Origin of the sequence: Streptomyces sp. BHT-5-2, assembly GCF_019774615.1 — a bacterium.
Classification (GTDB): Bacteria; Actinomycetota; Actinomycetes; order Streptomycetales; family Streptomycetaceae; genus Streptomyces.
The window spans coordinates 326,148-348,750 of sequence record NZ_CP081497.1 but is presented as its reverse complement, the minus strand read 5'-3'; the positions used below and the strand labels follow the sequence as shown (position 1 = coordinate 348,750).

General features: G+C 71.5%; 16 protein-coding genes. 9 read left to right on the top strand and 7 right to left on the bottom strand.

Going from position 1 to position 22,603, the window contains the following annotated elements; genetic code table 11:
- Window positions 1–187: 187 nt before the first annotated feature.
- On the bottom strand, window positions 188–1,396 hold the full coding sequence (locus K2224_RS29450) for an acyl-CoA dehydrogenase family protein (RefSeq protein ID WP_221910239.1): 1,209 nt from the start codon (window positions 1,394–1,396) through the stop codon (window positions 188–190).
- 369 nt (window positions 1,397–1,765) lie between these two features.
- Between K2224_RS29450 and K2224_RS29445 the strand changes: the two genes are divergently transcribed.
- Window positions 1,766–3,058: a glycoside hydrolase family 18 protein gene (locus K2224_RS29445; protein WP_221910238.1), complete on the top strand. Its 1,293-nt coding sequence runs from the start codon at window positions 1,766–1,768 to the stop codon at window positions 3,056–3,058.
- 178 nt (window positions 3,059–3,236) lie between these two features.
- Here the strand turns inward: K2224_RS29445 and K2224_RS29440 are convergent, their stop codons facing one another.
- Window positions 3,237–3,893, bottom strand: coding sequence for a TetR/AcrR family transcriptional regulator (locus K2224_RS29440; RefSeq protein ID WP_221910237.1), 657 nt, complete (start codon window positions 3,891–3,893; stop codon window positions 3,237–3,239).
- 143 nt (window positions 3,894–4,036) lie between these two features.
- Between K2224_RS29440 and K2224_RS29435 the strand changes: the two genes are divergently transcribed.
- From K2224_RS29435 to K2224_RS29420, 4 genes are all read left to right on the top strand, one after another.
- On the top strand, window positions 4,037–4,651 hold the full coding sequence (locus tag K2224_RS29435; RefSeq protein WP_221910236.1) for a DUF6230 family protein: 615 nt from the start codon (window positions 4,037–4,039) through the stop codon (window positions 4,649–4,651).
- Entirely contained in the window at window positions 4,642–5,703 is a 1,062-nt protein-coding gene (locus K2224_RS29430) for a DUF6114 domain-containing protein (protein WP_221910235.1), read from the top strand. The genes K2224_RS29435 and K2224_RS29430 overlap by 10 nt, the downstream gene beginning before the upstream one ends.
- Before the next feature lie 89 nt (window positions 5,704–5,792).
- Window positions 5,793–7,109, top strand: a complete 1,317-nt coding sequence (locus tag K2224_RS29425; RefSeq protein ID WP_221910234.1) for a helix-turn-helix domain-containing protein — start codon at window positions 5,793–5,795, stop codon at window positions 7,107–7,109.
- A 66-nt stretch (window positions 7,110–7,175) separates the two neighbouring features.
- Entirely contained in the window at window positions 7,176–8,699 is a 1,524-nt protein-coding gene (locus tag K2224_RS29420; RefSeq protein ID WP_221910233.1) for an aldehyde dehydrogenase family protein, read from the top strand.
- 65 nt (window positions 8,700–8,764) lie between these two features.
- Here the strand turns inward: K2224_RS29420 and K2224_RS29415 are convergent, their stop codons facing one another.
- The 4 genes from K2224_RS29415 to K2224_RS29400 all read right to left on the bottom strand — a co-directional run bounded on the left by K2224_RS29415 (window position 8,765) and on the right by K2224_RS29400 (window position 15,168).
- Complete coding sequence (locus K2224_RS29415) at window positions 8,765–11,074, bottom strand: MMPL family transporter (RefSeq protein ID WP_221910232.1); 2,310 nt, start codon at window positions 11,072–11,074, stop codon at window positions 8,765–8,767.
- Between the two features lie 776 nt (window positions 11,075–11,850).
- Window positions 11,851–13,074 (bottom strand): beta-ketoacyl synthase, encoded by a 1,224-nt coding sequence (locus K2224_RS29410; protein ID WP_221910231.1) that lies wholly within the window; start codon window positions 13,072–13,074, stop codon window positions 11,851–11,853.
- Between the two features lie 251 nt (window positions 13,075–13,325).
- On the bottom strand, window positions 13,326–14,513 hold the full coding sequence (locus tag K2224_RS29405; RefSeq protein WP_221910230.1) for an aminotransferase class I/II-fold pyridoxal phosphate-dependent enzyme: 1,188 nt from the start codon (window positions 14,511–14,513) through the stop codon (window positions 13,326–13,328).
- A gap of 388 nt (window positions 14,514–14,901) precedes the next feature.
- Window positions 14,902–15,168: an acyl carrier protein gene (locus K2224_RS29400; RefSeq protein ID WP_221910229.1), complete on the bottom strand. Its 267-nt coding sequence runs from the start codon at window positions 15,166–15,168 to the stop codon at window positions 14,902–14,904.
- Between the two features lie 501 nt (window positions 15,169–15,669).
- On the opposite strand from K2224_RS29400, the gene K2224_RS29395 reads away from it, so the two are divergent.
- Together K2224_RS29395 and K2224_RS29390 are read left to right on the top strand one after the other, a co-directional pair.
- On the top strand, window positions 15,670–16,560 hold the full coding sequence (locus K2224_RS29395) for a LysR family transcriptional regulator (RefSeq protein ID WP_221910228.1): 891 nt from the start codon (window positions 15,670–15,672) through the stop codon (window positions 16,558–16,560).
- 100 nt (window positions 16,561–16,660) lie between these two features.
- Window positions 16,661–17,680: a nitronate monooxygenase family protein gene (locus tag K2224_RS29390; RefSeq protein ID WP_221912025.1), complete on the top strand. Its 1,020-nt coding sequence runs from the start codon at window positions 16,661–16,663 to the stop codon at window positions 17,678–17,680.
- Window positions 17,681–17,787: 107 nt separating this feature from the next.
- Here the strand turns inward: K2224_RS29390 and K2224_RS29385 are convergent, their stop codons facing one another.
- Window positions 17,788–18,666 carry an alpha/beta fold hydrolase gene (locus K2224_RS29385; protein ID WP_221910227.1) on the bottom strand — a complete coding sequence of 293 codons (879 nt, stop codon included), beginning with the start codon at window positions 18,664–18,666 and terminating at the stop codon, window positions 17,788–17,790.
- Between the two features lie 130 nt (window positions 18,667–18,796).
- Here K2224_RS29385 and K2224_RS29380 point away from each other — a divergent pair, with 130 nt between their 5' ends.
- Both K2224_RS29380 and polX read left to right on the top strand, forming a co-directional pair.
- The gene (locus K2224_RS29380) at window positions 18,797–20,743 is read left to right on the top strand and encodes an AfsR/SARP family transcriptional regulator (protein ID WP_221912024.1); all 1,947 of its coding nucleotides are present in this window, start codon (window positions 18,797–18,799) and stop codon (window positions 20,741–20,743) included.
- A 100-nt stretch (window positions 20,744–20,843) separates the two neighbouring features.
- Window positions 20,844–22,574: a DNA polymerase/3'-5' exonuclease PolX gene (gene polX / locus K2224_RS29375; RefSeq protein WP_221910226.1), complete on the top strand. Its 1,731-nt coding sequence runs from the start codon at window positions 20,844–20,846 to the stop codon at window positions 22,572–22,574.
- The last annotated feature ends 29 nt before the right edge of the window (window positions 22,575–22,603 follow it).

The window sequence follows — 22,603 nt, the reverse complement described above, 5'->3', positions numbered from 1 at the left end:
ACGGGGACACCCGTCAAGGGCGCTCCAACCCGCCACCTAATAGGGCGAGTTGGGAGGTATATGCACGACGGCAATCCGCCGGATCGCGCAACGGCCGGGCGATGCCCGGCGGTTCGGGGTGGCGCCGGCGACGTCCGCGGGCAGGCCGGCGGGGCGGGGCGCCGCCCGGCCCCGCCCCGGTGGTGGCTCAGTGCGACTCTGGTCCGGCCAGGTGCCGGGCGATCACCATCCGCTGGATCTGGTTGGTGCCCTCGACGATCTGGAGGACCTTGGCCTCGCGCATATAGCGCTCGGCCGGGAAGTCGAGGGTGTAGCCGTAGCCGCCGAGGAGTTGGACGGCATCGGTGGTGACCTTCATCGCGGTGTCCGTGCAGAAGAGCTTGGCCATCGCCGCCTCCTTGGAGAACGGCAGTCCGGCGTCGCGCAGCCGGGCGGCATTGAGGTACAGCGCGCGGCCCGCCTCCACCTGGGTCGCCATGTCCGCGAGCATGAACCGCAGGCCCTGGAAGTCGACGATCGGGCGGCCGAACTGGCGGCGGTCGGCGGTGTAGACGAGCGCCTCGTCCAGCGCCGCCTGGGCGACGCCGATGGCACAGGCGGCGATGCCGAGGCGGCCGGAGTCCAGGGCCGAGAGCGCGATGGTGAAGCCCTGGCCCTCCTCGCCGATCCGGCGGGAGTCGGGCACCCGGACGCGGTCGAAGTGCAGCTGCGCGGTCGGCGAGCCCTTCATGCCCATCTTGCGCTCGGGCTTGGCGGCCGTGAGGCCCTCGGCGTCACCGGGCACCAGGAAGGCGGTGATGCCGTGCGGGCCGCTGTCGCCGGTGCGGGCCAGCACGGTGTAGAAGTCGGCCACCCCGCCGTGGGTGGTCCACGCCTTGGTGCCCTCCAGGGTCCACGATCCCCCGCTCTCGGCTCCGCTCGAGTCGGAGGTGCCCCCGGCGCTGCGGGTGGCGCGGGTGGTCAGGGAGGCGGCGTCGGAGCCGGCGGCCGGCTCGGACAGGCAGTAGGCGCCGAGCAGGCCGCCGCCGAGCATGGCCGGAAGGTGCTCGGCGCGCTGCTCCTTGGTGCCGAATCCGGCGAGCGCGTGGCAGGCCAGGGTGTGCACGCTGACGCCGAGGCCGACGGTGAGCCGGGCGGCCGCGAGCTCCTCCAGGACCTGGAGGTAGACCTCGTAGGGCTGGTCGCCGCCACCGAACTCCTCGGCGTAGGGCAGCGAGAGCAGGCCGGATTCGGAGAGCAGGGTGAACAGGGCGCGCGGGAAACGGCCGGCTTCCTCCTCCTCGGCGGCGGTTGGCCGGATCTCGCGCTCGGCGAGCTCCCGTACCAGGGCCATCAGGTCGCGGGCCTCCTCGGTGGGCAGCCTGCGGTCCACCGGCGGGGGGACGTACTCGGTCATGGCGGCGCTCTCCTCCCTCTCGGGCGCTGCGGCGACGCGCGCATGGGGTAAGGCGGCGGCGCCGGGTTTCCGTCGTGCCTCGCCGATGATCGCGTTCCGGATCGCGGAAGGCGATGACCTGCGGCTGTGGCGGTAGGAGTATGCCCGATCGGCGGCCCGGCGTCACGGGTCGATCATCGATCTCCGGGCAGTTCCGGGCAGTTCCGGGCAGTGCGGGCGGGACCGTCGGCAAATTGGTCCGAACCATTGACTCACTGGTCTAGTCCTTCTACCTTCTCCTGCAACGCTCCGCGCGTACATGCCAAATCGGCAGGCATGTCGACCGGAACGCCGCCATGCTCCGCCCTCGTCCCCCTCCGAGGAGAAGACATGCCCAAAGCGCATCGGATGCGCACGCCACGCAAGCTGATCGCCGCCGCGACGGCACTGTGTACCGCGGCCCTGGCCGGCACCCTGCTCGCCGGTTCCGCCTCCGCCCGCCCGTCGCCCACCACCGCCCCCGCCGGAGCCGCTGCGCGGCACCCCTTCTCGCCATCCGGCGCCCCCACCGCGGCCGGCGACAAGGTCGTCGGGTACTTCACCGACTGGGGCATCTACGACCGCAACTACCAGGTCAAGAACGTCGAGACCTCCGGCTCCGCGGCCAGGCTGACGCACATCAACTACGCCTTCGGCAACGTCCAGGGCGGCAAGTGCGCGATCGGCGACTCCTACGCCGACTACGACAAGGCGTTCACCGCCGACCAGAGCGTGGACGGCAAGGCCGACACCTGGGACGACCCGAACGGGCTGCGCGGAAACTTCAACCAGCTGCGCAAGCTCAAGAAGCTGCACCCCGGCCTCAAGGTGCTGTGGTCGTTCGGCGGCTGGACCTGGTCGGGCGGCTTCGGCGAGGCGGCCAAGGACCCCGCGGCGTTCGCCCAGTCCTGCTACGACCTGGTCAAGGACAAGCGCTGGGCCGATGTCTTCGACGGCATCGACATCGACTGGGAGTATCCCAACGCCTGCGGTCTGACCTGCGACACCAGCGGCAGGGAAGCCTTCACCGGCGTGCTCAAGGCGGTCCGGGAGAAGTTCGGCCAGGACGGCCTGGTGACCGCGGCGATCACCGCGGACGCCTCGGACGGCGGCAAGATGGAGGCCGCGGACTACGGCGGCGCCTCCCAGTACGTCGACTGGTACAACGCCATGACCTACGACTACTTCGGCGGCTGGGACGCCAAGGGCCCGACCGCCCCGCACTCCCCGCTGACGTCTTACAACGGCATACCGAAGGCCGGGTTCAACACCACCGACACCATCGCCAAGCTCAAGAAGCTCGGCGTCCCGGCGAACAAGCTGCTGTTGGGCATCGGCTTCTACGGGCGCGGCTGGCAGGGCGTCACCCAGGACGCACCGGGCGGCACCGCGACCGGCGCGGCGCCCGGCAAGTACGAGGCGGGCATCGACGACTACAAGGTGATCAAGGACCGTTGCCCGGCCACCGGTACGGTGGGCGGCACCGCCTACGCCAAGTGCGGCGACCAGTGGTGGAGTTACGACACCCCGCAGACCATCGGCAGCAAGATGGCCTACAAGGACGCCCAGGGACTGGGCGGCACGTTCTTCTGGGAGCTGAGCGGCGACACCCCCGACGGTGAGCTGATCAAGGCCATCAAGTAGCCGCCGGACACCACGCGGACGGGGCCGACCACCCCGTCGAGAGCCACCGTGGGAAACGGGGGAACCGAGCGGGCGGGAGGCGACGGCCTTCCGCCCGCTCCGGTGCGACCGGGCGAGCAGGCGACCGGGCCGAGCCGGACAACGCCGACGCTTCGCCAGTTCGATGCCTGACGCCTCGTCAGGGCAGTGGCCGGGGCGGCGCCGGACAGTCCGGCTCGAACTCCTCGATCAGGCGCAGGGTGTCGCCCAGTCCCCGCACCAGCAGCGCCACCACCGTCTCGCGCGGCACCTCCTGCTCCTCGATCCAGTCGAGGGTGACGCCCTCGACACTGGAGAGCCAGCCGGTCAGCGCCGTGCGGGCGAGCGCCGGGACCTCCTCCCGGCCCCAGGCACCCCGCGCGATGGTGCCCAGCAGACGGGCCCGGACCCGGGCGCGGATGGCCAGCACCTCCGCGTCGAAGCCGACCCCGCCGGTCACGATCGTGCGGTACGCGGCCTGGTGGTGCTGGGCGTAGCGCAGATAGCCGTCGACGGTGCGCCGGACGCGTTCGACGGGCGGCAGGTCGTGGGTGCTGCCGGCGCGCGCGACCAGCTCCGCCACCGCGTCCTCGATGATCGCCAAGTAGTAGCCGCGCTTGTTGGTGAAGTAGTAGTAGATCAGGCCCTTGGCGACCCCCGCCTGGCGCGCGATGTCGTCCATGGACAGCGCGTCGTACGAGGTGTCGGCGAACAGCTTCTTCCCTGTGGCGATCAGTTCGGCACGGCGTGCCTGGGAACGGTCGGTGCCGCGGGCCTCCCGCGAGGCCGTCCGTCCGCGCTGTTGACTCTTATTCAAAATCCGCCCTAGTCTCCAACTGCCAGGATTTCTATGCAGTATGACAGCCAGTCACCTGCGGCATCCGGTCTGCGGCGGAGACCGCGGACAGCTCCACCGAGCACTTCCCTCGCGCATTCGACCACTGCCCCGGGGAGGAAGCAGTGAGCACACCGAACGGCACGGCGCCCGAAGGGCGGACCTCCTGGAAGAAGACCGCGGCGGTGGCGGTGCCCGCCGTCCTCGCCGTCGGCGCACTGGCCACCGTGATGGCGCAGGGCGTACTGGCCGCGTCCTTCGCGGTCTCCGGCACCAACTTCCAGGTCGCCTCGGGCAAGTTGACCAGCAACGGTCTCGCCTCGTACGTGCACACCGACCGCGACACCGACGACCACGGCCACCCGGTCGCCCTGCTGGGCATCGGCCAGGCACACCTCACCGACATCTGCCAGGCGGCGCGGGTGAAGACCCCGTTGGGGACGGTGGTGTTCAAACTGACGGCGGGCGGCGGCGCGGGGCCGGTGCGCGCCGACAACCTCGTCATCGACGGGGAGGACCTGGTCGGCGACGCCCGGTTCGGCACCGCACAGATCGGCCGGGACGCCGGGACCCTGGACTCGGTGCCGGGGGTGCGGGGCCCGCGGGGGAAGTTCGGGCTCCAGGCAGGCGACATCGAGGTGGCCGGCGTCAAGTCGCATGCCTGGTCCGCCACCGGCGGCAACTTCCGCCTCAAGGGCCTGCGGGTGAGCGTCGGCCTGGACGGCCGGGCGTGTTTCTGAGCGCGCGCCGAGCCCGGTGGGGCGCCCGGCTGGACCGGGTGCTGCCCTGGCCCGCGCGGCGGGCGGCGCTGCGGCGGTGGCGCCGGACCCGGCCTTTCTGGGCCGGCCTGCTGCTCCTGCTGGGCGGCGCCGAACTGCTGCTGGTGCCGTTCGCCCCGCTGCCCGTGCTGGTCAGCCTGGGACTGGGCGGACTGGCGGCACTGGGCATCGGACTGGCGCTGATGGTGGCGGGACTGTTCCTGTGGTGCGCCCCGTCCGCACACCACTACGTGAGCATCAACGCACTGATCCTGTCGGTGCTCTCGTTCGCCGCGACCAACCTCGGCGGGTTCCTGGTCGGGATGGGACTGGGGATCGCGGGAAGCTCGATGGGATTCGGCTGGACGCCGGCGCGGGGCGCGACGGACGGCGGGGCGGCTCCCGGGACGCCGCCGGACCGGGGGACGGAGGGGGCCGAGGGCGCGGAGGGTTCGGCGGGCGCGGAGGGCCTGGAGGGGACGGGGCCGGCCGCACCGGGCGCGGCGCCGACCCAGCGCGTCACCGGCACCAGGGCGCTGGCCGTCGGGCTGCCGCTCGCGCTGCTCACCGCCCTCGGCGGCCCGACCCAGCGGGCCGCCGCCGACGGCACACCGGCCCCTCCTGCTCCCCCCGCCCCGCCCACCGTGACCACCACCCGCTTCGCCCCGCAGGGCTTCACCCTGGCCGGTGTCACCACCGTTCCGACCGCCGGCGGCCCCCTGAAGGTGATGGTCCTGCGCATGAAGGCGGCCTCACTGACCGACTACCGCCTCACCACCCATGACGCCCGGGGCCCCCAACTCGGACTGAACGCCGATGCGTTGCACCTCAAGGGCGAGGTGACGCTCTACCTCACCAGGTTCAGCGGCTGCCTCCAGGGGGTGCTCTGCCTCACCTTCACCCCCGACGCCCTCCCCGTTCCGCCGGTCGTCCCCCCGTTCGTCTACATGACACGGGTGACCGCCGAGCAGGCCCTGGTGGCCTCGGACCTGATCGTGGCGGACGGCCTGCGGCTCCGGGCGGGCGGCCACTGAGCCGGCGCACCCGAGGCGGGCTTTACGGCCCCGGCCGGTACGAGCACCATCGGGCGTACGGGGCAGGAGCCGCATCGGAGAGGTGAAGCGTGGTCAACCCTTGGCTGGCGATGGAGGCGGGCGCCGATCCGGCCGAACGCATCCGCACGGTACGCCGGGCGCACGAGGCGTTTCTCAGCGACGGGACGGTGGCACCGCCGGTCCGGCAGGTGGTCGCCGACTCCTGGCGCCGCTCGGCCCGGGCCCGCGCCGCACCGGACGGTGTCGCCCCCGTCGAACTCGACGAGGCCGCGCTGCTCGGCTACCGCGAGGCGCATCCGCTGGCCCGGGCGATGCCGGTCATCCGGGAGCTGCTGGGCAGCATCGCCCAGGACGGGGCCCATCTGCTGGCGGTCTGCGATCCGCAGGGGCGGCTCCTATGGGTGGAGGGGCACCGCGGGGTGCTGCGCCGCGCCGAGCGGATGAACTTCGTCGTCGGCGCGCGCTGGGACGAACGCCACGCCGGCACCAACGCACCTGGCACCGCGCTCGCCGCCGACCACGCCGTGCAGATCTTCGCCACCGAGCACTACAACCGGCGGGTGCAGCCCTGGACCTGCGCCGCCGCCCCGCTGCACGACACGCGGACCGGACGGCTGCTGGGCGCGGTGGACATCACCGGCGGCGACCACCTGGCCAGCCCGCACAGCCTCGCCCTGGTCCAGGCGACCGCCCGCGCCGCGGAAGCCCATCTGGCCGCCCCGCCCACCCGCCCGGGGGCCTTCCTCACGGCCCTGGGTCGCGACGAAGCACTGCTGGTACGCGACGGCGAACGGCTGCGCCTGGGCCGCCGGCACAGCGAGATCATGGTGCTGCTCGCCCACCATCCGGCCGGCCTGACGGGCGATCAACTCGCCGTCCTGCTCTACGGCGAGCGCGAGGTCCGCCCGGTGACCCTACGAGCCGAACTCTCCCGCCTGCGACCGCTCGTCGGCCCACTGCTGCGCTCCCGCCCGTACCGCCTCACCACCCCCCTGGAGACCGATCTCGCCTCCGTAGAACAGGATTTGACGCAACATCACCTGAGCTCCGCCGTCGACTCCTACCGCGGTCCGCTGCTGCCCTCCTCGGAGGCGCCCGGCATCCGCCGGCTGCGCACCGCGCTGGAGGACCGGATGCGCCGCGCCCTGCTCGCCGCCGGCGATCCGGACCAGCTGCGCGCGTGGGCCCGCACGCCCTGGGGCGAGCACGACCTGGAGGTCCACGAGGCCCTGGTCGCCGCCCTGCCGGAGCGCTCCCCGGCACGCCAGGCGCCCGCCGCCGCGGCGGTACGACTGCGCGCCGAATTCAGGCTCGGGGCACGGCCGGAGGCGTTCGGCGCGTCCCACGACCACGGTGCAACGTTCGCGCAACCTCCGCCGCCCTAGCCTCCCCCCACCGCCCGCCGCACGGGAGCGGCGGGCCGCGCCGCGCGAGCGATGGGGAGTCCACCGATGGCACGTTATGCGAACCCCGGTTCGACCGATGCCGTGATGAGCTATCAGTCCCGCTACGACCACTGGATCGGCGGTGAGTTCGTGGCACCCGCCCAGGGGCGGTACTTCGAGAACCCGACGCCGGTCAACGGCCAGTCGTTCACCGAGGTCGCCCGCGGCACGGCCGAGGACGTCGAGCGCGCCCTGGACGCGGCACACGCCGCCGCCCCGGGCTGGGCCCGCACCCCCGCGGCCGAACGCGCCGCCGTCCTCAACCGGATCGCCGACCGGATGGAACAGCACCTGGAGGCGTTGGCGGTCGCCGAGAGCTGGGAGAACGGCAAGCCCGTACGGGAGACGCTGGCCGCGGACATCCCGCTCGCGATCGACCACTTCCGCTACTTCGCGGGCGCCCTCCGCGCCCAGGAGGGCTCCCTCTCGGAGATCGACGAGGACACCGTCGCCTACCACTTCCACGAGCCGCTGGGGGTGGTCGGCCAGATCATCCCGTGGAACTTCCCCATCCTGATGGCGACCTGGAAGCTGGCCCCGGCACTGGCGGCCGGCAACACCGTGGTCCTCAAGCCCGCCGAGCAGACGCCGGCCTCCGTCCACTACCTGATGAGCCTGATCGCCGACCTGCTGCCGCCGGGCGTCGTCAACATCGTCAACGGATTCGGCGTCGAGGCCGGGAAGCCGCTGGCGTCCAACCGCCGGGTGGCCAAGGTCGCGTTCACCGGCGAGACCACCACCGGCCGGCTCATCATGCAGTACGCGTCCGAGCATCTGCGGCCGGTGACACTGGAGTTGGGCGGCAAGAGCCCCAACATCTTCTTCGACGACGTCTCCCGCACGGACGACGACTTCCAGGACAAGGCCCTCGAAGGCTTCACCATGTTCGCCCTCAACCAGGGCGAGGTGTGCACCTGCCCGTCCCGTGCGCTGATCCAGCGCGGGCACTACGCGGACTTCCTGGCCGCCGGTGTCTCCCGCACCGAGAAGATCGTCCAGGGCCATCCGCTCGACACCGGCACCATGATCGGCGCACAGGCGTCCAACGACCAACTGGAGAAGATCCTCTCCTACTTCGACATCGGCCAGAAGGAGGGCGCCAAGGTCCTCACCGGCGGCACCCAGGCCGAACTGGGCGGCGAGCTGGAGGGCGGCTACTACGTCCGCCCGACGATCTTCGAGGGCCACAACGACATGCGGATCTTCCAGGAGGAGATCTTCGGCCCGGTCGTGGCGGTGACCTCGTTCGGCGACTTCGACGAGGCGATCACCATCGCCAACGACACCCTCTACGGCCTCGGTGCCGGCGTCTGGACCCGCGACGGCTCCACGGCCTACCGCGCGGGCCGCGCCATCCAGGCCGGCCGGGTGTGGACCAACTGCTACCACGCCTACCCCGCCCACGCCGCCTTCGGCGGCTACAAACAGTCCGGCATCGGCCGCGAGAACCACAAGATGATGCTGGACCACTACCAGCAGACCAAGAACATCTTCTGTAGCTACTCGCCCAGGAAACTCGGATTCTTCTAGGTCGTTCGAGGCGGGCTCTGCTCGCGCCCCACGATGACCCCAACGCCCCCCTGCCGGCGCCACGATCAATCCCCGGCATGCCACAACCCCAGCTTGCGGTGGAGGCGGCGCAGTGGAGGTGGCGCCCACCAGTTCGCCCGTCCGGCGAGTCTCATCACGGCCGGCACCAGCACGCCGCGCACCAGCGTGGCGTCCAGCAGCACGGCCAGCGCCAGGCCCACGCCCAGCAGCTTCAGGAAGGTGATCCCCGACGTGGCCAGCGCGAGCATGACGACGGCGACGAGTACGGCCGCAGCGCTGACCAGGCGCCCCGTGCGCGCCAACCCGGCGGCGACCGCCTGGGTGTTGTCCCCGGTCTCGGTGTACACCTCCTTGATCCGAGAAAGCAGGAACACTTCGTAGTCCATGGAAAGTCCGAATGCGACGCAGAACATCAGTACCGGAATGGAGATATCCACCGAGCCGGTGACCGTGAAGTCGCCGACCAGGGACCGTAGATGGCCTTCCTGGAACACGTACACCATCGCGCCGAAGGTCGCGGTCAGGCTGAGCAGGTTGAGCAGTACGGCCTTGAACGGGACCAGCACACTGCCGGTGAACAGAAACAGCAGCACCACCGTCGTGGCACCGATGATCAGCGCCGCCTCGGGCAGCCGGGCGGCGAGCGCGTCACGTGTGTCCGCGAGTTCCGCACCGTCGCCTCCGACGAGCACCGGGCCCGGTGCGCGGTACGCCCGCAACCGCTCCGCGAGTTCGACGCCGGCGGAGGAGTCCGGCTCGACCGAGGGCACCACGGACAGCCAGCCGGCATGGTCCGCGGCGAAGGAGGCCACGGACGCGGCCACCACCTGCCGTCCTGCGGCGTAGGAGCCTGTGACGGTGTCCACCCGGGCCACGTCCGGCAGAGTCGACAGGCGGGCGGCGTAGGCGGCGATCCGCTCGCGGTCGGCGGAGCCACTGACGGTGGGCAGTACCACGGACAGGGCGGAGTTCTCACGGCTCGGGAACTCCTCCCGCACGAACTGTGCCGTACGGTGCGCGGGCGCGCCGGCGGGCAGGACCCGGTCGTCGATGAGGCCGAAGGAGACCCGGGTGAACGGCAGGCCGAGCAACACCAGCAAGGTGATCACTCCGGCCGCACACAGCACCGGCCGCCGCATGACGGCAGTGGCGAGCCGGCGCCAGAAGCCGCCCGTCGCGGTCCCGGCCGCCGGCCCGGCCAACGTGTCGTGGTCGGCGCCTGGTCGCGGTCCGCGGCGGAACAGCCGCCGCACGTCCAGCGCGTCGATCCGTGGGCCGAGCAGTCCGAGCACCGCGGGCAGTACCACCAGGGCCGCGATGGCCGAGAGCGCTACCACTGCCACGCCCGCGTAGGCGAAGGAGCGCAGGAAGTACAGCGGGAAGACCAGCAGGGCCGAGAGCGAGAGCGCCACCGTCAGCGCGGAGAACAGCACGGTGCGCCCGGCCGTGCGGACGCTCTGCGCGACCGCCTCCGCGGTGTCCAGGCCACGCGCCCTCTCCTCCCGGTAACGGGTGACGATGAACAGGCTGTAGTCGATGGCCAGTCCCAGCCCCAGCGCCGTGGTGATGTTGACGGCGTAGACGGACACCGAGGTCAGTTCGGACAGGACCCTCAGCACGACGAAAGTGCCCAGGATGGAACACACACCGATGAGCAGGGGCAGGACGGCCGCCACCGTACTGCCGAAGACGAAGAGCAGGATCAGCAGCATGACCGGGGCCGCGTACGCTTCGGCCCGGAAGAGATCCTGGTCGCTCTGCTTCTGGACTTCCACGTACACCTGCCCGGTCCCGGTCGCGGAGAGCCTCAGCACCCCCTGACGGCCGGTGAAACGGGGCACCAGGTCCTTCGCGATGTCCCGTACCCGGTCCTCGTCGCCCCTCAGCCGCAGGAGCACCAGCGCCGAGCGCCCGTCACGGGCCCTCAGCGGCGACGCCAGCGCGTGCGGGGTCGTCCAATACGACGCGACCGAGAGCACGCCCGGCTCGTGGGTGAGCCGGGCGCTGAGGTCTCGACCGTCGGCCGCGGCCCGCGGGTCATCGACCGAACCTGAGGTGCGGGCCAGTAGCACCAGGTTGGGCGCACCCGATCCGAAGCGTTCGGCGAGGAACTTCTCGGCCTTCGACGACTCCGCCGCCGGGTCGGTGAAGCCACCGCCGGACAGCCGGTCGGCGACACCCCCGCCGATCGGGACGGCGGCTGCCACGGCCAGCAGCACGGCAATCAGTACGCGTACGCGGCGCCGGACCAGGAGACGTCCGAGAGCGGCGAGCCGGGAACGGTCGGCCCGCTTCCCGAGCCCGGGTCCGGGGGGCGGGCTTCCGGCGGTGGTGGTTCTGGTGGCGTTGGACACGGTGAAGTCCTCTGGATCCCCTTGGAGTTCTGTTCCCTTCGCGTGGTCAGAAGCGCGGGGAGGGGCAGGCTCATCCGGAGCCCATGGTCCCCGGCCGCGAGCGTCATACGGTCCTTGCATTCGGGTATCCGTGTGTACGACCACGACCACGGCCCGCAGGCCGTGGTCGACCCCGGCGGGCAGCTCCGGAGCCCGTGGCGATTCGGTCGACGAGCCGTCGACCGGCCCCGTCGTCCGCCTGGGTGGCACGGCGTGGACTGCCTCGGCCCCGCACCCGCCGCCGGATGCGGCGGTCCGTCACGTCCCCACTTCACCACACGGCCGAGAGCGTCGCCATCGAGCCGTGCCTGTCGTGCGCGCGGCACGGGCGGGAGGAGCCCGGCCGCCCTGTCGTTCTCGACTTGCCGGGTGGGGTGCGTCCCGTGACCGCCCGCTTGTCACCGGGACTGGCCCAGTCGAGTGGATGCCTGAGAAGGGATCACGAGACCCATGTGGGCACGTCCGGGTGGGGCCCTCGTCTCCGCACCGGAGTCAACGGCCGGACGCACCACCCGTGGCGCGCTGGAGGGTTGGAGGGCTCACGGGAACGTCCTGGAGTCCTGGTGCGGGGGCGCGCGTGGCAGGAAGGCCGGGAGACGTTCTTCCGGATCGCGTCGAAGGACGGGGTACGCGCCGAGCGGTGGTCACCAGGCACAACCCGCCGTTGAGCGACATGGTTCTTCACGCCTGCATCAGCGGACTTCACGCCCGGCAGGGTGGTAGCGCCGTCCGATGGCTCATTCACCGGCGAACACCAAGACGGTGTTGTGCCCGCCGAAGCCGAAGGAGTTGCTGACGGCGGCGTTGATGGTCGCGGCTCGGGGAGCCTGGGTGACGATGTCCAGTTCCCAGTCGGGGTCTTGGTGGTGGAGGTTGGCAGTGGGGGGAATGAGCTGGTGTTGCTGGGTGAGGACGGTCAGGGCCGCCTCGATGGCACCGGCCGCTCCGAGCGAGTGGCCCAGAATGCTCTTCGGTGCGGTGACGGGGGGCGGCACCGGGCCGAAGATGCGATGCAGGGCACGTGCCTCGGCTGCATCGCCGACCGGGGTTGAGGTGCCGTGGGCGTTGACATGCCCGATGTCGCGGGAATCCAGGCCCGACTCCTTCAACGCGGTACGCAGAGCGTGTTCGACGCCGATGCCCTCTGGATGCGGGACCACCGGATGGTAGGCATCGCAGGTGCAGGCATGTCCACAGAGCAGCGCACGCTGGTCGGCACCGCGACGTAGGGCGTGTTGAGGGCGTTCGAGGACGAGGACCGCAGCGCCTTCTGCGAGGACGAAGCCGTCGCGGTCGACGTCGAACGGACGTGAGGCGAGTCCAGGAGCGTCGGTGCGCCGTGAGAGGGCGTGCATCTGGTGGAAACCGGTGACGGTCATCCGCGAGAGTCCGGATTCGGCGCCGCCCGCGAGCGCGATGTCGCAGGCGCCCGAGGTGACCAGGCCGGCGGCGACCGCCAGGGCGGTGGCACCGGAGGCACACGCGCTGGCAACAGTGAAGTTCGGGCCGCGGGCCCCCAGGGCGATGGCAACCTCGGCGGCAGCCATGTTCGGAACGCTGCGCGGCAGCGCGAGGGGGGAAACCAGTTCCGGGTGGCCTTGGCTCAGGACTTCGAACTCGCGGAAGTAGGTGTTCATGCTGTTGCCACCGACGCCGAGGACGACGGCCACGCGGGGAGCGTTCCAGGCGCCCGGTTCGAGTTTGGCGTCCCTGGCCGCCTGCTGGGCCGCGGCGAGAGCGAGGTGGGTGAAGCGGTCCAGGCGTCGGGCCAACCGCCTGCCGTGAACGGCGTCGGCATCGAACCCGTCGACCCGGCAGGTGATGTCCACGGGGAGCCCGGCCAGGTCGGGATCGGTGCGAGCCATGCTTTGTCCCTGGCACACCGTGGCCCAGGTGGATTCCGTGGTGAGTCCGGCGGGGGTGATCATCCCTATGCCCGTGACAGCAGCCTTGCATCGCATGTCCGCTCCCTTCGGTAGAGCGTGGCGACGTGATAGCAGAGCGGCGGGTCTCCCATGCTCTTACGGCGACCGCGACGGCACGTGCCAGTGCCGGCAACTCGCTACGGGGCGAGCAGCTGGGCCGCGTGGTTCGGAACGGCGGGGCTCAGGCACTTCGCGCACTTCGCCGCTTCTGCTGGCCTGACGGTCCGGTGGGCGGCAGCGCCGGTGGTGCGGCCGGAGCGAAGCTCGGCGGAATCGGCCGCATCGGATCAGGGCGGCAGGAGCCGTCCGACGACCTCAAGGATCCGGTCAACCTGCTGCGGGGTGTGCGCGGCCGTGACCGAAAGGCGGAGGACGAGCCGTTCCCCTGCCACGCTGGGCGGCAGAAACGCCCCTGTATAGACACCCGCTTCGAGCAATGCCCGCCAGGTCTTCAGGCCCTGTTCCAAGGTCTTCAGACCCTGTTCGGGCTCCCCCGCCGGCAGCGCGACCGCGGGGCCCGGCCAGGACGGCAAACGGTGCCCCTGCTGCGCCAGGCCGCGGTGCAGACGTCGAGCCGAATCCCGCAGTGCGGCGCGGAGTTCGGGCCGGGCGCGAGCCGTCCGTACGGACGCCAACGCGGCGGCCGCGGACGCAGGTGCCATCGATGCCGAATACATCGCCGCGTTTCCGAAGTGGCGCAGGCTGCGGATGGCCTTCACGGAGCCCGCGACGAACCCGCCGACGGAGCCGAACGCCTTGCAGAGGGTACCGGTGACGAGGTCGATCCCCTCCTCCACGTCGAAGTGCTCACCGGCGCCTCGCCCGTCGGTACCGAGCACACCGATGTCGTGCGCACCGTCAATGATCAGGCCGCCGCCGTAGCGCTTGGCGAGTGCGACAAGTTCCGGAACCGGGCAGAGGTCTCCGCCGAGGGAGAACGCGCCCTCGGTGACGATGACGGGGACCTTTCCCTTGTCGACCGAGGTCCGCATGAGCCTTTCGGCATGGGCGACGTCATTGTGCCCGAACCGGCGATACTCAGCTCGTCCGAGGCGGACCGATTCCAGCAGGGAGGCGTGGATGTGCTGGTCCGCGATCACCATGTGACCGGTGCCGAAAAGGGAGGACAGCGTCAGGTTGGCCTGGAATCCCGTTACGGTCAGCATGACCGCGGGGCGGCGGAGGAAGTCGGCCAACTCCTCTTCCAGCTCACGATGGAGGCCGACGGTGCCGAGCATCGGGGACCCGGTCCAACAGGTGCCGTACTTGGCTGCGGCCTGTGAGGCCGCCGCGCGCACGCCGGAGTCGGCGGCAAGCCCGAGGTAATCCGTCGAGGCTGCGTTGACCGCGCGGATGCCGTCGACGACGACCTCACCCGGCGTCGGCCGGTCCTCGATGACGTGGTAGTAGGGATAGAGGTCGCGACGGGAGACGAACTCGTCGATCAGGGGAGTATCAGCGATCCAGCCAGTCATGGTCATCCTGTCGATATGGTTCGACACCACTTCACGGACTGGGTGGCCGCCCGCAGCCCACGAATGTGGTGAAGAAACTTTCCACTGGGACACAAACTGCGAACTCCGAAATTCCCATGGAGATGGAGTCTGTCGCTACAGCCCCTGCGCCGCGTAGACGCGGCTCGGACGACACGTCGCCGTTCCTTTTCTCACTGAATGCCGAGCAGCAAGCGGCGCACTCACACACTCCGACAATACCCGTCCCGCGGCCATCGGGCCAGCCACTCACGTTCAATTCGGTGCCCGGAGGACTGAAAGCGTCTGCCCCATCAGCTGACCGCGGCGTTCCCTCAAGTGTTTCCAAATGACCGAGTGTTCAGGATGCCGCAGCGGCACCCAGCCGCGCCTAGTCCAGGACGGAAGGCGTGGAATCCCCGTGCGGGGAGGCCCCTGCGTCGGACGGGACGAAGTGCGTGGCAATCTCTTCGAGCGTACTGTCGAGCGTCACACCGTTTTCGTCGAACCGCAGCCCCGTCCTTTCCGTGATCATCACTGTCAGCTCCGCCAACGACAGCGAGTCCATTTCGAGCGCCCGGGCCGTTGATCGGGGATGGACCAGGTCCGACGAGATCCCGAACTCCTGGACCAACAGGCGGGAGAGTGTCTCGTACATTAAGGAACACCCTTCTCGTACCGATGTCTTCTCGTGCAACGCAGATCGCGGACTTGTCATGGAGTCCGAACCTTCAGTGGAGCCTGCCACCGCGGCCCTTGCGTTTGCTCGGCACGGTTGAGGTTCAGGTGGCGCTTCGCTTTCTTGCCCGAATTCCGCTTCCGCGGGGGGAGTGATGCGCGCGCACGCCGACAATGCCTGCCCCGCGATCGGCTCCGGCCAGCCGCCTTATCGATTCTGCCCCCGGAGGGCGGTGACCGCCCGCCCGATTGAGCCAAACGGGATGGTCCCTCAGCTGGCCTTGTCAAGTTGCCTGGGCGCAAAGTCGTGATCCGCAACACCATTGATGGGGAAGTCGCGCGGACGGGCGGCGGGCGGGGCCTGATGGGCGGAGGTGCTCAGGCACAGGTCGACAAGCTGCTCCAAGTCGGGGCTGTGTGCCACCGCGGTACCCTGGCCCGGTTTTGCTGTCGGCCGTCCGGGGCCGGTGTGGAGGGGAACGTGGAACTGTCCGACCTGCGGGTCTTCTTGGCGGTCGCGCGCACGCGCGGCATCACCAGAGCGGCTCAGGAACTGCACACCGTGCAGTCGAACGTCAGCGCGCGGATCCACGCCCTGGAGAAGGAGCTCGGCGCTCCACTGTTCCGGCGGCACGCCCGGGGCGTGGCGCTGACGCACGTGGGCGAGCGGCTGCTGCCGTACGCCGAACGCGTCGGCAGGCTGGTCGACGAGGCGCGGCAGGTCGTCGGCGACGAGACGGATCCGCGTGGACCGCTGCGGATCGGGGCCCTGGAAACCACGGCGGGCCTGCGCCTTCCGGGAGTGCTGGCCGCCTTCGCCGAGGACTGCCCCCGCGTCGACCTGTCGCTGGCCACCGGGCCGACCGAGCAACTCGTAAGGGACGTACTGGAGTTCCGTCTCGACGGCGCGCTCGTCAGTGGCCCGGTGCGACAGCCCGACGTGGTGGAGACACCGGTGTTCGAGGAGCGCCTCGTCCTGCTCACAGCACGCCGGGCCACCGACCTGGATGCCGTGCTGACCGACCCCAGGATCCTCGTCTTCCGCACCGGTTGCTCCTATCGACGGCGACTGGAGAGCATCCTGGAGGCGCGGGGCGCCGTCGGCGTGCGCTGCATGGAGTTGGGGACGCTGGACGGCATCCTCGGCTGCGTCGCAGCCGGTATGGGAGTGAGCCTGCTGCCCGCTGCCGTGGTCGAGCGGCACACCGCCCGCGCGCAGGTCCAGGTGCACGACCTGCCGGACGGGGAGGCCCGCGTGCGGACCGTCTTCGTCCAGCGGGCCGACGCACCGCCCCTGCCCGCCCTGACGCGGTTCCTCACGCACGCGCAGGCAGGGGATCCGGGCCCGCCCGTCCTGTCGGCTGTCCGGTAGTTCTCTTTCGGCGATGGCTCCCATCACCGGCAATCGTTGGATCAGAAACCCCGGCGAACCTACCGTTTCCCCTGACGCCGCACCGCCCCTCGCACAGCCGATGGGCCGTTGCCCGGATGAAGGGGACTTCGCCTTGTTGACAACCCGCCTGACCCACGCCTTCGGACTGGAGCACCCGGTCGTACTCGCCCCCATGGACTTCGTCGCCGGGTCCCGGCTCGCCGCGGCGGTGACCGCCGCCGGCGGACTCGGCCTGATCGGCGGCGGCTACGGTGACGAGCAGTGGCTGAAAGGTGAGTTGGCCGCGGCGGCCGGCACCCGTGTCGGGTGCGGCTTCATCACCTGGAGCCTGGCCCGCCGTCCCGGACTTCTCGATGTCGCCCTGGAGCACCGGCCCGCCGCCGTGATGCTGTCCTTCGGCGACCCCGCGCCCTTCGCCGACCGGATCCGCGCCGCCGGCATACCGCTGTTCTGTCAGGTCCACACGCTCGACCAGGCCCGGCAGGCCCTCGACGCCGGCGCGGACGTCGTCGTCGCGCAGGGCGGCGAGGCCGGCGGGCACGGAGTGGGCAGCCGGTCGACGTTCACCCTCGTGCCCGACATCGCGGACCTGATCGCCGACCGCTCCCCCGACGTGCTGCTGCTGGGCGCCGGCGGCGTCACGGACGGCCGCGGTCTCGCCGCCGCACTCGCCCTCGGCGCCGACGGGGCCCTCGTCGGGACCCGGTTCTGGGCGACGAAGGAGGCGGCGGTCTCCGAGCGCGCCCAGGCCCGCGCGGTGGCGGCCGGCGGCGACGACACCCTGCGCACCAGCGTCTACGACCTCGTGCGGCGGTACGACTGGCCCTCGGAGTACGACGCGCGCCTGTTGCGCAACCGCTTCGTCGACCGCTGGCACGGCCGGGAGTCCGCACTCGACGCCCAACTCGCCGAGGTTGCCGCGGAGTTCGCGGCCGCCGAATCGGAGCAGGACTTCGACGTCGCGAACGTGGTCGTCGGCGAGGGGGTCGGCCAGGTCCGGGAGGTCCTGCCCGCCGGGGAGGTGGTGCGCCGTATGACGCAGGACGCCGCCGCCCGTCTGGGCCGCCGGGCTCCGCGGACCGCGGCGTCCGGCGACTGAGCCGACGCCCGCCGGACGCGAACTCCCGCGAGCTCACCGGCCGTTCTCCCGTACGGAGCGCGTCCCGGGCCGCGGTGAGTGCGGCCGGCGCCGGTCCGTCCGGGCGGTCACCGCCGCACCAGGTCCAGGATCAGCGCGGCGATGTCCCGCGGAGCCTCCTCGGCCATGAAGTGGCCGGCCCGGGTGGTGAAGTGCTGCAGGTCGGTGGTCCACGGCCGCCAGATCGCGGCGGCGTCGAACCCGAGCTGCCGGCCCCAGTCCTGCTGGACGACCGTCACCGGCATGACGAGCCGGTTGCCGGCGTCGAGGTCGGCCCGGTCGTGTCCGATGTCGACGGTCGCGGTGGCGCGGTAGTCGGCGACGATCGAGGCGACGGCGTCCCGGCATGCGCGCAGGTACTCGGCGCGTACGTCTGCCGGGATCGCTTCGGGGCTCGTGGACCAGGCGTCGAGGAAGTGGCCGAAGAACGCGTCGGGGCTGCCCGCGATGAGCTGCTCGGGCAGGCCGGGCGGCTGCGCCATCAGATACAGGTGGAAGGCCACCGCCGCGTCGACGCCGTGGAGGACGTTCCAGGTGTCCAGCGTGGGAACGATGTCGAGGATTCCCAGGTGACCGATCCGATCCGGGTGGTCCAGACCGGCCCGGAAGGCGACGTGCGCGCCGCGGTCGTGCCCGACCAGCGCGAACCGGCCGAACCCGAGCGCGTCGGCCAGGCCGACGATGTCCGCGGCCATCGTCCGCTTCGCGTAGGTGTCCTCGGCGACCGCGGCCGGCCTGCTGCTGGCGCCGTAGCCGCGGAGGTCCGGGCAGACCACGGTGTGGTGCTCGGCCAGGAGGGGTGCGACATGGCGCCACATCAGGTGGGTCTGGGGAAAGCCGTGCAGCAGCACGACGGCGGGTCCCGCGCCGCCTACCGCCGCGTTCAACCGCACGCCGTCGGCCACACCGATCGACCTGGTCTCGAACCCCGGAATGCCGATGCCCATCGTTGTCGTCTCCTTCTCCCGGACGCGTGCGGCGCTGCCGCTCGCCCGTCGGTGCGTGAACGACATGGAGGATCCGGGGGCCGGATCAGCAGCGGATCAGCAGCGGCCCGCGAGCGACGACAATGAGGACATGGAGATCCTCGTCAAGGTGCTCGGGCCGATCGAGGTCACCGATGCCGAGGGCCGCGCGGTCCCGGTGGGCAGCCGGCGCCGCCGGGAGCTCCTGGGACGGCTGGTCGCGGCCGGCGGCCGGGCGGTGCCACTCCAGGTGCTGATCGACGATCTCTGGGCGGACCCGCCGACCACGGCGGCCGGGACGGTCCGCACCTTCGTCGCCGAGCTGCGCCGCGCCCTCGAACCCGACCGTCCCCCGCGGACCCGGTCGCGGACCGTCGAGACCGTCGGCACCGGATACGCCCTGCGGATTCCCCGGGCACACGTGGACGCCCACCGGTTCGAGGACACCCTTCGTGCCCCGCACGACGGGCCCGGCGACCGGGCCGCGGGTGCGTTGGGCGAAGCACTGTCGTGGTGGCGGGGCGAGCCGTACGCGGACCTCGACGCCTCGCCCTGGCTGGCACCGGAGCGCGCCCGGCTGACGGAACTCCACCGGCAGGCTGTCGAGCTGCGCGCCCGGGCCGTCCTCGACCTCGGACGGGGCGCGCCGCTCGTCCCCGAGCTGGAGGCGTTCGCCGCCGCGCACCCCTGGCGGGAGCGCGCCTGGGTCCTGCTGGCCCACGCGCTCTACCAGGCCGAGCGCCGGGTCGACGCGCTGGCGTCGCTGCGCGGCGCGCGGGCCGGGCTGCTGGACCGGTTCGGACTGGATTCGGCGGACCACCTCGACCATCTCGAACGGGACATCCTCCGGCGCGCTCCGCACCTGACGCCCGCGCCCCGGGACGAGGACCGGCTGCGGCTGCTGACGCGCACCGAGGCGACGGGCGGCTACACCCGGCTGCGCGCGATGAGCACCGTCGCCAGGGAGGCCGCGGTCACCGGCGGCACCAACCTGGTGCTCGCCCAGGAGCAACGCGCCGCGGCGGCCGCGGAAGCGGAGAAGACCGAGGACCCCGCCCGCACCGCCCGCGTGATCGCGGCGTACGACGTCCCCACCATCTGGACGCGCGCCGACGATCCCGCACGGTCCGCGGCCCTGGTGGCGACCACCCGGCGCACCCTGCTCCGCCTCGGCCCAGGAGCGCCGCCCGCGCTTCGGGCACGTCTCCTGGCCACCGTCGGGCTCGAGCATCGTGGCACCCGCGACCGCTGGGCCGCCGAGGCGGCGACCGAGGCCGAGCGGCTTGCCCGGGAGCTGCCCGACCCCAACGTGCTGGCGCTCGCGCTCAACGCCCGGTTCGTGCAGTCCTTCCAGCACCCGGGGCGCACCGGCGCACGCGACGCGATCGCCGACGAACTCGTCGAGCTCGCCGCGCGGCACGATCTCCCGCTCTTCGAGATCCTCGGCCATCTGATCAAGATCCAGGTCTGCGCGGCCCGCGGCGACGCCGGGACCGCGCAACGCCATGTCGTGGCGGCCGAGCGGCTCGCCACCCGCCACGAGACCCCGCTCGTCCACGTTCTCACCGCCGCCTTCCGGACCATGCGGCTGGCCGCACGGTCCGACGACCCCGTCGAGGTCGCCCAGGCCTATCGCACCCTGGCCACCGACCTCGCCGGCGCCGGCATGCCCGGGTTGGAAGGCGGCCTCTTCCCGCTCGCGCTCCTCTCCCTCCGCATGCGCCACCGGCGTCCCGCGCCGACGGACCCCGCCCTGGACTGGGGTCCCTACCGCCCCTGGGTCCAGCCCCTCCTCCACCTCGCCCGCGGCCACCTCGCAGCGGCCCGCGAGGCCGCCGCCGCGCTGCCCGCACCCCCCGCCGACCACCTGTACGACGCGCTCTGGGCCGTCAACGCGCACACCTCGATCCTGCTCCGGGACGCGGCGCTCGCCGCACAGGCGCACGACGCCCTCTCCCCCCTGCGCGGCGAGATCGCGGGCGGCACGACCGCCGTGATCGGCTTCGGCCCCGTCGACGACATCCTGGCCGGCCTCGATCAGCACTTCGCGCGCCGGTGACGCCCCGCCCTCCGCCCGGAAGCCGGAGACGGGCGGGCGGTCCGGCGCCCGCCCGTGGCCTGCGCATGCCGCCCCGGGGTGGCGAGGGCACCCTGGAGTCATGGTCCGCGCCAACGAGGAGGTCGAGGCGCTGCTCCAGGAGTACGCCGACCTCATCGCGATCAGTGGTGGTGACGCCTTCAAGGCCCGGGCGTACGAGAAGGCCGCCCGGGCCATCGGCGGGCATCCCGCCGACGTCTCGAAGCTCGACGCGAAGGGGCTGCGGGAGATCCCGCACGTCGGGGCGTCGATCGCGGAGAAGGTGGTGGAGTATCTGCGCTCCGGCCGGGTGTCGGTGATCGAGGAGACCAGGGCGACGATCCCGGCGGGGGTAAGGGAGCTGATCACCATCCCCACCCTGGGGCCGAAGAAGGCGCTGGTGCTCTACGAGGACCTCGGCATCACCTCGGTGGACCAGCTGCTGGACGCCGTCCACGAGGAGCGGCTGCGGGATCTGAAGGGCTTCGGCGAGAAGACCGAGGAGAACATCCTGCACGGGATTTCGCTGCTGCAGAAGGCGGGCGGCGGGCGCATCCTGATCAGTGCCGCGATGGACGTCGCCGAGCAGATCACCGGGGAGCTGTCCCGCGTCACCGGCTGTGAGCGGTGCGCCTACGCGGGCTCGCTGCGCCGGATGCGGGAGACGATCGGGGACATCGACATCCTGGTGGCGGCGGAGCACTCCGCGCCGTTCATGGCGGCGCTGGCGGAACTCCCGTCCACCGCCGAGGTCATCGCGCACGGCGAGAAGAAGACCTCGGTGCGCACCACCAAGGGCCTCCAGGTGGATCTGCGGGTGCTGCCGCCGGCGTCCTGGGGCGCGGGCCTGCAGTACTTCACCGGGGCCAAGGCGCACAACATCCGCACCCGGGCGATCGCCGTACGGCACGGGCTCAAGCTGTCGGAGTACGGGCTCTTCGACGCCGAGAGCGGGGAGTTGGTCACCTCGGAGACCGAGGAGGAGATCTACCACCGGCTCGGGCTGCCGTGGATCGCGCCGCCGCTGCGCGAGGACCGGGGCGAGGTCGCCGCCGGGCTCCGCGGCGAACTGCCGGACCTGGTGGCCGAGGACGCCGTCCGGGGCGATCTGCACACCCACACCGACCTCACCGACGGGCTCTCCTCGCTGGAGGACATGGTCGCCGCGGCCGCCGCCCTGGGCTACAAGTACTACGCCGTCACCGACCACGCCCCCAACCTCTACATGCAGCGGATGACCGACGAGAAGATGCTGGCGCAGCGGGCGGCGGTGCGCGCACTGGACCGTGCACACCACGGTATGCGACTGCTGCACGGTACCGAACTCAACATCGGCCCGGACGGCGAGGTCGACTGGCCCGATGAATTCCTGGCGGAATTCGACCTCTGCGTCGCCTCGGTGCACTCGCACTTCAACCAGAGCCGGCAGGCGCTGACCCGCCGTCTCGTCCGCGCCTGCGAGAATCCCTACGTCGCGATCATCGGCCATCCCACCACCCGGCTGATCGGCAAACGCCCGGGAATCGACGCGGACTTCGACGAGGTCTTCGCGGCCTGCGCGCGCACCGGCACCGCGCTGGAAATCAACGCCCATCCCGAGCGGCTGGACCTGTGCGACGAGGACATTCTGCGCGCCAAACGCCACGGCGTGAAATTCGCGGTGAACTCCGACGCGCACTCCACCACGCATCTGCCGTACATGCGTTACGGAGTGGGCACCGCGCAGCGCGGCTGGCTCACCGGGGACGACATCATCAACACCTGGCCGCTCACCAGGCTCCGGAAATTTCTGCGCGACGGCCGCCGGGCGTAGAGCCGGCCCCGTCCACCGTTGGGCAAGGC

Excerpts from the sequence above, each read along its gene's own strand:
- K2224_RS29450 (WP_221910239.1), bottom strand. The coding sequence starts at position 1,396 with ATGACCGAGTACGTCCCCCCGCCGGTGGACCGCAGGCTGCCCACCGAG.
- K2224_RS29445 (WP_221910238.1), top strand. The coding sequence starts at position 1,766 with ATGCCCAAAGCGCATCGGATGCGCACGCCACGCAAGCTGATCGCCGCC.
- K2224_RS29420 (WP_221910233.1), top strand. The coding sequence starts at position 7,176 with ATGGCACGTTATGCGAACCCCGGTTCGACCGATGCCGTGATGAGCTAT.
- K2224_RS29410 (WP_221910231.1), bottom strand. The coding sequence starts at position 13,074 with ATGCGATGCAAGGCTGCTGTCACGGGCATAGGGATGATCACCCCCGCC.
- K2224_RS29405 (WP_221910230.1), bottom strand. The coding sequence starts at position 14,513 with ATGACTGGCTGGATCGCTGATACTCCCCTGATCGACGAGTTCGTCTCC.
- K2224_RS29400 (WP_221910229.1), bottom strand. The coding sequence starts at position 15,168 with ATGTACGAGACACTCTCCCGCCTGTTGGTCCAGGAGTTCGGGATCTCG.
- K2224_RS29390 (WP_221912025.1), top strand. The coding sequence starts at position 16,661 with ATGGGCCGTTGCCCGGATGAAGGGGACTTCGCCTTGTTGACAACCCGC.
- K2224_RS29385 (WP_221910227.1), bottom strand. The coding sequence starts at position 18,666 with ATGGGCATCGGCATTCCGGGGTTCGAGACCAGGTCGATCGGTGTGGCC.
- K2224_RS29380 (WP_221912024.1), top strand. The coding sequence starts at position 18,797 with ATGGAGATCCTCGTCAAGGTGCTCGGGCCGATCGAGGTCACCGATGCC.
- polX (WP_221910226.1), top strand. The coding sequence starts at position 20,844 with ATGGTCCGCGCCAACGAGGAGGTCGAGGCGCTGCTCCAGGAGTACGCC.